The organism is Acinetobacter sp. YH12072 (genome assembly GCF_013419565.1).
Taxonomy (GTDB): domain Bacteria; phylum Pseudomonadota; class Gammaproteobacteria; order Pseudomonadales; family Moraxellaceae; genus Acinetobacter.
This window is the reverse complement of sequence record NZ_VOZV01000051.1, coordinates 1-12,305: the sequence shown is the minus strand read 5'-3', so window position 1 is coordinate 12,305 and position 12,305 is coordinate 1. Positions and strand designations below refer to the sequence as shown.

The window sequence follows — 12,305 nt, the reverse complement described above, 5'->3', positions numbered from 1 at the left end:
TTGTTTAAGGAAATTCCAGTAGGTTGCTTCAAATTTAAGAAAGAAATCATCAATTACGCAAAATAATTCGGTACTATTAAACATCGGGACTAGAGTTTTAAGTTTTGTGTGGTAACTCAACTGATGGATCTAGTCCTCTTATTTTTCAAGTCAATTTTTTTATCCGCGATTCGGGTTATAATAATAAAAGCAGATTGGGTGTTTTTAATATATAGACGGCACATCAACACTAATGCACCGTCGGTTTATATCAATTCTAAAATTTAAACTTTTATATCTAAAAGCTGGATAAATTCAAATGCCGGTTCTTCATAAGGATGACTTTCTTTTAGAGCCTTAGCCACTTCAACCGCCTTTTCATCAGGTACAAGAATTTCGACCCGCCATTCTTCCACATTTTCCAGCTGGCCAATTTCCCCAATATGAGGATCTGCGCCTTGCTGCGGCTTAAATTGTCCAGTTCCCAGCACTTGCCAGGCACAGTCGGTATATTCACCAATCCCACCCGCACCTGCTGCAAAGATGGCCTTCTTGGTTTCCTCCAGGTTTTCATCTGGTACGTAATAAATCAGTTTAAGCATATATCCCTACAAGTTTTTCAAGCATTTACCGTATTGTTAAGGGCTTCGGTAATAATATTCAATGCTGGATTTTGAGAGTTCTTGTTAAATGTTGCATATAGTTCTACCTGGGGTAAAGGTCGATCTGTCTGAATCACTTTCACTTCATCATTCAGGAAACGCAATAAATAATCGGGAGCAAAACTGAAACCCATCCCCATATTGATCAGGTTAATATGCTGTAGCACATTGGTCGCCCACAGCACCTGATCGTGCTTTAGCTGATCAAAGGACATCAAAGCATTCAGTCTTTCGTAAAATATGGGTGATGCATTCTGATCACACATAATAATTGTATGATTTTTCAGTTCCTGTAATTTCAGTATTCGATCGGTTGGGTGCAAATGCTTGGCTGCAACCAAGTGAATTTGTTCTGTCAACAAATGGATATTTTCAAAATCTGGATGATCTAGCTGAAAACGGGTAATACTTAGATCTAGTTCAGCATTTTTTAGACGTTGAAGCTGTTCCAGACAGAACAGGCTATGCAGATGAATTTTCAGATCTGGCATGGTCTTTTTCAACTTGGCCAAAATATGTGGCATGACTTTTAGTTCGGCAACATTCAGAAAACCAATATGAATCTGGTTATTTTTCTGCTGGGCCACCTGTCGTGCTGACGCAACGGCCAATTTGGCATTTTCTAGAGCTTTTTCTGCATAGATTAAAAAGGCCTTACCTTCATCGGTTAACTGTATTTTTCGTGAAGAACGCTCAAACAGGTTAACGCCAACTTCCTGCTCCAGATCTTTAATCTGCTGGCTTAAAGAAGGTTGAGCCGTAAACAGCTTTTCAGCAGCCCTAGTGAAACTCTGCTCCTGCGCCACGGTAATAAAATAGCGTAAATGTCGAAGTTCCATAGATTGCTCACTTCAAAAAACAGGTGCTTATCATACGATTTAGGCCAACGTATTGAAAATATTAATAGATCAATAGCTTATACGAATACTCATATATCTACTTTCTATGCATGGCCAGACTTTTCCCCTCCTACATTTATACCTGTTTCAGGTATACACATAGTGTCTTGCATGACGCAGTATTCGACATTGAGCTCAGATTAAAGTTGGAAACAGGCAGCAGAATCGCTGAACTTGCCATATCTGGAGGTGATTCAGATTGCTTCTCATGATGTTATAAACCCTAGAATGGCAAGTCTGAAATTCATGAATCTGTGTAATTCTGGTTAGGCCGGTTGGTTATATCACTTGGTGTTATCAGGATAGTATTAATAATGCTTTTGTTTATTAAAATACGCTGAAGGTAACGTTAAAGCAGATTCAACCCACTGTTTAGCAATAAAAAAGCCACCTTTCGGTGGCTTTTTTAAATCTGTTGATCAAGAACTCTGTAGCAAATAACTACCTACCAAGAACAGTACCTGTAGGCCAACAACAAAACCAAATAACCACCAACCTTTCTGACGTAATTCCGTTCTATCCATTATTCTGAGCGTCTTAGCCATGTCACCACCTCATTCTTGAGTGTTGATACTGAACTGATCTATACCATCTTTCCTTTAAAGTGCATAAATATTGTGCATTATTTACACAATATCACTTCTATGCAGATATAAAAGCAAAATCTAAACCAGTTCAGCGGGAGAAAATTAAATAAATGTTTCAAACTGCTTAAAAAGCAAAAAGCCACCCACTGGTGGCAATTGATGAAGCTAGTCTAAACAAAAGTAAATGATTTTTCTAGTTTTACTAATTTCCCATAAGTTCAAATTATAAAAAAGGGCCGCTGCTGCGACCCTTTTTTGAAACTAAATCAGATTAGCCAATGAACTTACGCGCATTACGGAACATACGTAACCAAGCACCGTCTTGATCCCAGTCTTCTGGTTTCCAAGAGTGCTGGATCGCACGGAAGTTACGCTCAGGGTGTGGCATCAAGATAGTCGCACGACCATCTTTCGAAGTGACACCAGAGATCCCTTCAGGCGAACCATTCGGGTTCAATGGATATTGCTCAGTCGCATTACCTTGGCTATCCACATAACGCATAATCACCTGATTATTGGCATTCAATGCAGCAATGCTTTCAGCCGATGCTACTACGCGACCTTCACCATGTGCCACAGCGATTGGAAGAATCGAGCCTTCCATACCTTCTAACAATACAGAGTGAGATTTCTCTACACGAACATTGACGCTACGTGCTTCAAATACTTCTGATTTGTTGCGATGGAACCGAGGCCAAGCATCTGCACCTGGAATCAGTGGAGCCAATTGTGACAACATCTGACAACCGTTACAGATCCCTAGAGAGAAGGTCTCCTGACGGTTAAAGAATTTCTCGAACTGGTCACGAAGTTGCTGGTTGAACAATACTGATTTCGCCCAACCACCGCCTGCGCCCAATACGTCGCCGTAAGAGAAGCCACCACAAGTGACCAGACCTTCGAAGTCATCCAAGCTGATACGACCAGCAAGCAGGTCACTCATGTGTACGTCAACAGTGTTGAAGCCGACTTTGTCGAATGCTGCTGCCATTTCCACATGACCATTTACACCCTGCTCACGCAGAATCGCCATATTTGGACGACGTGAATTAATGTACGGCGCTTCGATTTGCTCGTTCAGATCAAATGTCGGTTGAGCAATCAAACCTTTGTGTGATTTATCAGTAACTAATGCAAATTCTTGATCTGCAGTTTCTACGTTGTCACGAAGACGCTGGATTTGATGAGAAACTTCAGTCCAAGCGACTTGCAGGTCAGCACGTTCCAGTACCAGACCATTTACAGATAACTGGTCAGAGCTGTTCACTGTACCCACTACAGAGATCGCATCTTTCAGTGTAGAAGTCGCGATTTCTGCTTGTAATGCATCCCAATCCGCTTTCGCTATTTGCAGAACTGCACCGATTTCTTCAGCGAACAATGCTTCAACTGATTGGTCTTCTAGCGCTACGCCTAGACGTGCAGCAAACATCATTTCCGCAACAGTTGCCAGTAAACCACCATCACCGATGTCATGGTAAGCCTTGATCAGACCACGGTTGTTCCAGTCTTGAACCAGTGCGAAGAATGCTTTGAAGTCATCAAAGCTGTCGACATCCGGAGTCACTGAACCAATTGCTTTGTATACCTGAGCCAAGATCGAACCGCCTAAACGGAACTGACCTTTAGATAGATCAATACGAACCAGTACAGACTCAATATTTTTCAGCTCAGGGGTTAATGTCTTACGAACATCAGTTACAGGTGCAAATGCAGTAATCACGCCTGACATCGGAGAAGTAACAGATTTGTCTTCGCCTTCGTCATTCCAGGTGGTACGCATTGACAATGAGTCTTTACCGACTGGAATTGCGATGCCCAGTGCAGGGCACATTTCCATACCAATGGCTTTTACACCTTCGAACAATGCTTGGTCTTCGCCCGGTTGACCTGCAGCAGCCATCCAGTTTGCAGACAGTTTGATGTCACTGATTTGTTCAATCTTCGCAGACATGATATTTGAGATCGATTCAGCTACAGACAAACGCGCAGAGGCTGCTGGATTTAACAATGCCACTGGTGGACGTTCACCCATTGCCATCGCTTCACCAGTGAAACCTACAAGGCTGGTAGTCGTTACCGCAGCATCTGCTACAGGAACCTGCCATGGGCCAACCATCTGGTCACGTGCAACCATACCGGTAATCGAACGGTCACCAATGGTGATCAGGAATGATTTAGAAGCCACAGTCGGATTCTTGATGACGCGATAAATCGCATCTTTCAGATCAGTCACTTTAGAGGCATCAAAGTCATCGCCTTTACGTGCAGTAGTTTCATATGAACGGCTCATACGTGGTGTTCCGCCAAGCATCACTTGCATTGGCATATCCACTGGCTTGTTGCCGAACAATGGATCTTCAACGGTTAAATGACGCGCTTCAGTTGCTTCACCCAATACCGCAAACGGACAACGTTCACGCGCACAGATCGATTCGAATAAAGGTAGAGATTCTGGACGGATCGCCAGTACATAACGCTCTTGCGCTTCGTTTGACCAGATTTCCATTGGCGACATGCCTGGCTCAAGCGATGGGATCTTACGCAGATCAAGCACCGCACCAAGCTCATGGTCATTTACCAGCTCGGGCATCGCATTCGAGATACCGCCCGCACCGACGTCATGTACAGAAACGATTGGGTTTTCATCTTCCATACGCCAGCAAGTATCAATCACTTCCTGACAACGGCGTTCCATTTCCGGGTTTTCACGTTGTACAGAAGCGAAGTCCAGGTTTTCACCCAGTTTACCGCTGTCTACAGATGATGCAGCACCACCGCCAAGGCCGATCAGCATTGCTGGACCGCCAAGCACGATCAGTAGATCGCCTGGTTGAATCGCATCTTTTTCAACGTGGTCCGGACGGATGTTACCGTAACCACCCGCGATCATGATTGGCTTATGGAAACCTTTCACTTCGCCATTGACGTTTTGTTCGAAAGTACGGAAATAACCAGTTAACGCTGGACGACCAAATTCGTTGTTAAACGCAGCACCACCCAATGGACCTTCAATCATGATTTGAAGTGGAGATGCCATACGTGACGGTTTACCGTAGTTTTCTTCCCAAGGCTGTTCGAAGCCAGGAATATTCAGGTTAGATACGGTGAAACCCGTTAAACCAGCTTTCGGTTTACCACCACGACCAGTCGCGCCTTCGTCACGAATCTCACCGCCTGAACCAGTTGCTGCACCGGCAAATGGTGCAATCGCTGTTGGGTGGTTGTGAGTTTCCACTTTCATCAGGATGTGAGCGGCCTGGCTCTTGTATTTATAAACGTGTTGACCGTTATCTTCTTGAGTTGGATAGAAACGTTGCGTATCAAAACCAACAATCACCGATGCGTTGTCTTTATAAGCCGACAATACGTCTGTTGGTGATTCTTTATAGGTATTTTTGATCATCTGGAACAATGACAATGGTTGAACTTCACCATCAATCGTCCATTCAGAACCGAAGATTTTATGACGGCAGTGCTCTGAGTTTGCCTGAGCAAACATCATCAGTTCGATGTCGTTCGGGTTACGACCCAGTTTAGTAAATGCCTCTGTCAGGTAATCAATTTCCTGTTCAGACAGCGCAAAGCCAAATTCATTGTTGGCTTTTACCAATGCCTCTTTACCTTGACCCAAGATATCAATCGAGTTCAAAGGTTTCGGAGCAGTTTCAGTAAATAATACTGCAGCATCTTCAATCGCATTGAAAACGCTTTCAGTCATGCGGTCATGCAAGATCTGTAATGCTTCTTTAGAAAGCTCTTTTTCGCCCTTCAAAGTAAACAAAACACCGCGTTCTAAATGATGAACCGGTGTATTACAGTTGGCAAAAATATCAGTTGCCTTTGATGACCATGGTGAAATCGTGCCGACACGCGGTGTCACTAGAATCTGGATTTCATCACTTGCAGCCTGGCGCAGTTCAAATGATTGACCATCGTTGAGAAGCTGTAAAGCGGATTGCTGTTGTTGCTCGTTGAGCGCTTGGTCAAAAAGATAAACAAATTGACTTTCTAGTGATTGAACAGAACTAATTGACGATAAACGTGTGAGTAGTTGAGCTTTCTTAAAAGAAGAATGTGCAGGTGCACCGGCAACGATAAACATGCTGATTTTGGCTCCACGGGATGATCGAGCGACCATGCCACAATGTGACTTGAGAGAGCGCATATTCTACTGTGAAATACATAAATCGGCTAGAGAGGAAATGAGAAAACTCAAGCGAAAAGCTATAGCATTTTATAAATAATGCTTTTATTTTCAGATAAAAAAATTGAATGTAGTCGCACAGCTTAACACAATTTGTTAAAGAAAAATTAAAACTAGTCAAGAATAATTAAACTTAAAAATTTTGTATTATTTTTCAACACTATTGATCATATCAAGTGGTTTAAAATTTAATCTCAATTTTTAATAAAAATGAGCCAAGAATTGACTTCTTTATTATTTCTTGATCAAAAATAGGTAGCTGCGCTGCTTTTTGCCATCTGTCTGAATGATGATCAACTATATTAACTATTCAGCTTACAGATTAAGATTTTCTTTCTATCAAAATTATTGTTCTATAAAAAACAGGCCGTTTGACCTGTTTTTTATTTTTAGTTCATTCTCACGAATATCTGTTTAGTTTTGAAATTCGATACCCTAATAAGATTAGCTCAGGCAGTTTTATTTAATAAAATTCCCCCACCTTCAATTTCTACCACACCATTTTCTCGTACATAAACTTTCCAGTCTGCCAATAGCTCCTGTAATTTTTCTGGATAACGCTCTGCCAGATCTTCTGTTTCACCGCCATCTTCTGCCAGGTTATAGAGTTGCCACTTGTTTGGGCCATTCGGTGCGGGAATAAATAAAGCCTTCCAATCCCCTTTACGTAAGGCTTTTTGTCCGAACAGCTCCCAACCCGTGACATGGTCTTCAGCATGAATATAGGCCTGCTGTTGCTGCAAATACGGCAAAATGCTTTTACCCCGTAATGGCACCAGTTCACGACCTTTATATTGCTGTCCCGGATGCTGGATATTCAGTGTTTCCAGTAAAGTCGGCAGTAGATCCATCACCGTTAAAAATTCATGACTGATGCCATTTTGTCGTGCGAAGCCCTGATGCTTGATGAATGCAGGTGTACGAATTCCACCTTCACTTGTATGCGCTTTATAAAGTCGAGATGGCGCTGTGGCCGCCTGCGCCCAATGCTCACCGTACCAGACATAGGAATTACCCTTGCCAATATTTTCCAGAGCATTGTCATAATATTTGGCAATTACGGTCTCAATATCAGGACCAAAGACTGGTAATGCTTCCAGCTGCGCGCCTTCTGCCCCATTATCCGAAAGAAAAATAATAATGGTATTGTCGTATTGATCAGTCTGTTTCAGGTATTCAATCACGCGACCAAGATTCTGGTCCATACGATCGACCATTGCTGCATAGACTTCCATGGTTCGCGCCGAGAACTGCTTTTCTTCATCCGTTAAGCTGTTCCAGAATTTAGTTTTCGCCAATACTGGATGAATCGTAGCATCTTCACCTACTAAACCGAGCTCTTTGATTTTGGCTAAACGCTTCTGACGTAATACTTCAGGACCTTCATCATATACGCCTTTGTATTTGGCAATATCTTCCGGATGGGCTTGCAAAGGCCAGTGTGGTGCTGAAAATGGCAAATACGCAAAGAATGGGCGTTCTGCACGACTCTCATCATCTTGCAGATAATCCAGCAAGCGATCTGTAAAATAGTCTGAACTATAGAAGTCTTCCGGCAATGCAGTAATGTATTTATCATTTTCTGCATAGAGCCCCCGAGTTACTTTCAACAGGCCCGGAATTTCTTCTTCTGGAATATCGGGTTCAAACGCATAGTGATTGGCTGCACCCGGGAGCAAGGTAAATGACTTTTCAAAACCACGGCGTGCCGGAAAACGGTCTGGAGTTAAGCCCAGATGCCATTTTCCAGACATGATGGTGTAATAGTCTGCATCATGTAACAGTTCCGGTAGAGCCGCAACCTGATCATTTAAATACCCCTCATAACCCGGTTGGCCTTTCTGTTCAGGTCGTATGGCTTCGGCCATGGAACCCAATCCTGCCAGATGATGGTCTGTGCCGGAAAGTAGCATGGAACGGGTGGGTGAACAGGTCGATGCGGTATGAAAGTTAGTCAGGCGTAATCCTTCCAGGGCAATCGCATCTAAATGTGGTGTTTGGATCTCTCCGCCAAATGCACCCAGATCAGAAAAGCCCAGATCATCAGCGACGATGAGTAAAATATTAGGTGGTGTAGCGTGTGCTGTCGTCATATTTGGTCTGCAAATTGATTTTATTATGGTCATAATTTGCCTGAAATTGCTGGCTCAGCCCTGTCACCAAATTGACAATCTTTCGCTGTATTTCAGCTAAGCTAATTCAAAATGACATTTCATGTCGCACTGCCCTAGTGCTTTACGCTCTTTTTTGGCATGATGCAGAAAGTAGAGAACTGAATAATGATAAATGACTCAAATGCGTTGGTTGGAACTGCTTTCGACAGTTCGGATTGGTAGTAAAAAGCAGAGTACAGAACTGGCCCGTAGCCCGTTCCACAAAGATTATGACCGTATTATTTTTTCCCAGAGCTTCCGGCAGCTCAACCGTAAAACCCAGGTGCATCCTTTAACCCAGCACGATGGTATTCATACGCGCCTGACGCATTCACTGGAAGTCTCCTGTATTGGCCGCTCGCTAGGGATGTTGGCCGCAGAGAAAATTAAAGACCAGCTTCCACCCTGGGTGTCTCCAGCGGATGTGGGCGCCATCATTCAAGCCGCTTGTCTGGCCCATGATATTGGCAACCCGCCTTTTGGCCATGCCGGTGAATATGCGATCCGCGAATGGTTTGATGATGTATCACATACTGACTTCTTAAAAGATTTAAGTCCTGAACAGGAAGCAGATGTACGTCAGTTTGAAGGCAATGCCCAAGGCCTGCGGCTTCTAACCAAGATTGACTATCATCCAAATGATGGCGGCATGCGCCTGACCTATGCCACTTTAGGTGCTTATTTAAAATATCCGTGGCTGTCAAAAACTATGGCATCGCAGGTAGATTTGCCTGCCAGTAGCCGCGCCAAGTTTGGCTGCTATCAGGCAGAAAAAGAGATTTTAAAGCAGATCGCGGAAGAGCTTGGACTGATCCAGCTCGGCGAGTATCGATATTGTCGTCATCCACTGACCTATCTACTCGAAGCAGCCGATGATATTTGTTATGCCCTGATTGACCTAGAAGATGGCATCAGCTTGAACATGCTCAGCTATGCTGAAGTGGAACCGGTATTTTTAAATCTGCTCGGAGATTATGGCACGCCTTCCGAGATTGGTATGCCTGACACGACCTGGCAACAGAAAATTGCTGCCCTGCGTGGCCGTGTGATGAAACGTCTGGTGAATGAAGTGACGACTGCTTTTGCACGCCATCATGACCAGATTCTGTCTGGCCAGTTACAAGGCACTTTATTGCAGTACTGTTCATCGGATATTGAAAGTGGTATTAATCGTGCCAAAGAACTGGCACGTGACAAGATTTTTGAACATCCACAAAAAGCAGGCTTAGAAATCATTGCCCATCAAAGTCTGCAAAATATTCTGGATGCCTTTATCCCGCTGACCACACCGCATAAAAACCTGAGTTTTAAGGAGCAACGTTTAATGTCGATCCTGCAACGTTCAGGGGCGAATTTTAAAGACAGCCATTATGACAATATCATGCAGGTGCTGGATATTATCTCGAAATTCTCGGATCATCAGGCTTATAACCTGTCACAGGAATTGCAGGGTAATAAAGCCGGATTGTTATAAAACATTTGGCTGGATTAGATGATTATTGCAGCAAAATCACCTGTTTTGCAGAAGGAGATTTTGCCTTTCCTGAAAATGCTGACTACTATGCTGCAAAACTGAATTGAGTAATGATAAAAGATGATTGGATGCCTGATTGGTGAAGTGCTGGCGCTGGAAGCACCGACTGTATTATTAAATGTGAATGGTGTGGGTTATGAAATCGATACGCCGCTCACTACTTTTTGCCAGTTGCAAAAAGGCCAGAAAATTACCCTGTGGACGCATCTGGCTGTGCGTGAAGATGCACAATTACTGTATGGTTTTTTAAATGCTCAGGAAAAAACCATTTTCCGCACTTTATTAAAAGTGAACGGCGTTGGCCCGAAAATGGCACTCGGCATTCTTTCAACTTTAAGTGTGGAGATGCTGATGCATACTGTTGAGAATGAAGATGTAAATACGTTGGTTAAAGTGCCTGGAGTCGGCAAGAAAACTGCTGAACGTTTAATGATTGAACTGCGCGACCGCTTTAAAGCTATGTCTGCGGGCACTGCTCCAAGCAACTCGACAGCGCCACAAATTCAGTTTATGGGCAATTCAGCCGTAGCTGAAGCTGAAGCAGCATTACAATCTCTCGGTTATAAACCGGCTGAAGCGCAAAAACTGGTGAATGCAACCAAAGGGGAGTTTACCGAAGCCAGTGACATCATCCGTGCTGCATTAAAGTCGATGAATAAATAAGCAATTTACCTATGAGCAAATTTTCAATCCAAAATTTGCTCGAGCTTTGGCGACATGGATGTCGCCGGTTGAGTTGAGGTACAGGAAGTACCTTCAACTCAACAGAAGATTTTTGTTACTTTTGATCTTTCAAAAGTAAGACAACGCCTACACAATGGCAGTTAAACACAAATCATTATTTGAGGCTGTTTCTGCAACATCAAACAGCTTCGATAAAGAGATTAAGTTAATAGATATGCAAGACCGTCTCATCAGTGGTTCTGAAAAACCCGAAGATCATTTTGATCGTGCCATCCGCCCGACTTCTCTCGATGACTATATCGGTCAGCCCGTGGTGCGTGAGCAAATGGAAATCTTTATTGGTGCTGCTCGTGGCCGTGCTGAAGCTCTCGATCATACTTTGATCTTTGGACCTCCAGGGCTGGGTAAAACGACGTTAGCGAATATTATTGCCCGTGAAATGGGTGGTAACCTGAAATCGACTTCTGGCCCAGTACTAGAACGTGCGGGTGATCTGGCAGCAATGCTGACCAATCTTGAGGAAGGTGATGTTCTGTTTATTGACGAGATTCACCGCTTGTCACCCGTGATTGAAGAAATCCTTTATCCAGCCATGGAAGACTACCAACTAGATATCATGATTGGTGAAGGTCCTGCTGCCCGTTCGATTAAATTGGACTTACCACCATTTACTTTGGTCGCTGCAACCACACGTGCTGGTCTACTTACTTCTCCACTACGCGACCGTTTCGGGATTGTGCAGCGTCTGGAATTCTATTCGGTTGATGATCTGACCCATATCGTGAAACGTTCTGCGAGTCTAATGGATGTGCCAATGACCGAAGATGGCGCAAAAGAAATTGCACGTCGTTCACGTGGTACACCGCGTATTGCCAATCGTTTATTACGTCGTGTACGTGACTATGCTCAAGTCAAAGGCACAGGTGAAGTCACTCAGGAAATGGCTCAACGTGCATTAGATATGTTGAACGTGGATAAAGATGGCCTGGATACGCTTGACCGTCGTTACCTGTCGATGTTATTGGAACGCTTTGATGGAGGCCCGGCGGGTGTAGAAGCTTTAGCTGCAGCAATGGCTGAAGATTCAGGTACTCTGGAAGATGTGATTGAGCCCTATCTGATTCAGCAAGGTTATGTGATGCGTACTGCACGCGGTCGTATTGCGACCAATATGGCTTATTTACAGTTTGGCATGACGCCTCCTGAGCCAAAGTAAAGATAAAATTTTTTTGGCTTAGCCATTTTTTATCATAAAGAAAAAGAGCTAATTGACTACTGCAATCAATTAGCTCCAAAAGCACAAACTCGAATCTTTATTATTAAGTAGTTTATTTAGCTATTATAGTTATTGCTCTTTAAGCAAATACTTAGGCTATTTCTTTTAAATTTTATCAATAATAATTATGAAATAATCAAAGCAACTTTAATGCCAAAATAGTATTTAACTTAGAGAAATAGTTGAAACTTAGATAATAGATCTCTTTCATAAATCAAAAAACGATCTTCTTTTTGGTTAATATTTGCACTCCGGATTTCTTAGCATTCGTGCATAATCTGCGGATGAAATACATCGATTCAAACAAGCTTTCTGATCCTCAGT

8 protein-coding genes are annotated in these 12,305 nt (G+C 43.2%); 3 read left to right on the top strand and 5 right to left on the bottom strand.

Annotated elements, in window-relative coordinates:
* Positions 1 to 263 precede the first annotated feature (263 nt).
* The 5 genes from FTU19_RS14905 to FTU19_RS14890 form a co-directional block, all read right to left on the bottom strand.
* Positions 264 to 581, bottom strand: coding sequence for an NGG1p interacting factor NIF3 (locus tag FTU19_RS14905; RefSeq protein ID WP_180015653.1), 318 nt, complete (start codon positions 579 to 581; stop codon positions 264 to 266).
* A gap of 17 nt (positions 582 to 598) precedes the next feature.
* A complete protein-coding gene (locus FTU19_RS14900; protein ID WP_180131801.1) occupies positions 599 to 1,480 on the bottom strand; it encodes a LysR substrate-binding domain-containing protein in 882 nt (293 codons plus the stop codon).
* Between the two features lie 479 nt (positions 1,481 to 1,959).
* Positions 1,960 to 2,085, bottom strand: a complete 126-nt coding sequence (locus FTU19_RS16385) for a KGW motif small protein (RefSeq protein WP_257220869.1) — start codon at positions 2,083 to 2,085, stop codon at positions 1,960 to 1,962.
* A gap of 313 nt (positions 2,086 to 2,398) precedes the next feature.
* Entirely contained in the window at positions 2,399 to 6,232 is a 3,834-nt protein-coding gene (gene purL, locus FTU19_RS14895) for a phosphoribosylformylglycinamidine synthase (protein WP_180131803.1), read from the bottom strand.
* Positions 6,233 to 6,783: 551 nt separating this feature from the next.
* Positions 6,784 to 8,427, bottom strand: a complete 1,644-nt coding sequence (locus FTU19_RS14890; protein ID WP_180131799.1) for an arylsulfatase — start codon at positions 8,425 to 8,427, stop codon at positions 6,784 to 6,786.
* 193 nt (positions 8,428 to 8,620) lie between these two features.
* On the opposite strand from FTU19_RS14890, the gene FTU19_RS14885 reads away from it, so the two are divergent.
* The 3 genes from FTU19_RS14885 (at position 8,621) to ruvB (ending at position 11,921) form a co-directional block, all read left to right on the top strand.
* The gene (locus FTU19_RS14885) at positions 8,621 to 9,961 is read left to right on the top strand and encodes a deoxyguanosinetriphosphate triphosphohydrolase (protein ID WP_166138742.1); all 1,341 of its coding nucleotides are present in this window, start codon (positions 8,621 to 8,623) and stop codon (positions 9,959 to 9,961) included.
* 120 nt (positions 9,962 to 10,081) lie between these two features.
* Entirely contained in the window at positions 10,082 to 10,684 is a 603-nt protein-coding gene (gene ruvA / locus FTU19_RS14880) for a Holliday junction branch migration protein RuvA (RefSeq protein WP_180131795.1), read from the top strand.
* Positions 10,685 to 10,919: 235 nt separating this feature from the next.
* Positions 10,920 to 11,921, top strand: coding sequence for a Holliday junction branch migration DNA helicase RuvB (ruvB, locus tag FTU19_RS14875; RefSeq protein ID WP_034170977.1), 1,002 nt, complete (start codon positions 10,920 to 10,922; stop codon positions 11,919 to 11,921).
* Positions 11,922 to 12,305 lie beyond the last annotated feature (384 nt).

Excerpts from the sequence above, each read along its gene's own strand:
- FTU19_RS16385 (WP_257220869.1), bottom strand. The coding sequence starts at position 2,085 with ATGGCTAAGACGCTCAGAATAATGGATAGAACGGAATTACGTCAGAAA.
- FTU19_RS14885 (WP_166138742.1), top strand. The coding sequence starts at position 8,621 with ATGACTCAAATGCGTTGGTTGGAACTGCTTTCGACAGTTCGGATTGGT.
- purL (WP_180131803.1), bottom strand. The coding sequence starts at position 6,232 with ATGTTTATCGTTGCCGGTGCACCTGCACATTCTTCTTTTAAGAAAGCT.
- ruvA (WP_180131795.1), top strand. The coding sequence starts at position 10,082 with ATGATTGGATGCCTGATTGGTGAAGTGCTGGCGCTGGAAGCACCGACT.
- FTU19_RS14890 (WP_180131799.1), bottom strand. The coding sequence starts at position 8,427 with ATGACGACAGCACACGCTACACCACCTAATATTTTACTCATCGTCGCT.
- FTU19_RS14900 (WP_180131801.1), bottom strand. The coding sequence starts at position 1,480 with ATGGAACTTCGACATTTACGCTATTTTATTACCGTGGCGCAGGAGCAG.
- FTU19_RS14905 (WP_180015653.1), bottom strand. The coding sequence starts at position 581 with ATGCTTAAACTGATTTATTACGTACCAGATGAAAACCTGGAGGAAACC.
- ruvB (WP_034170977.1), top strand. The coding sequence starts at position 10,920 with ATGCAAGACCGTCTCATCAGTGGTTCTGAAAAACCCGAAGATCATTTT.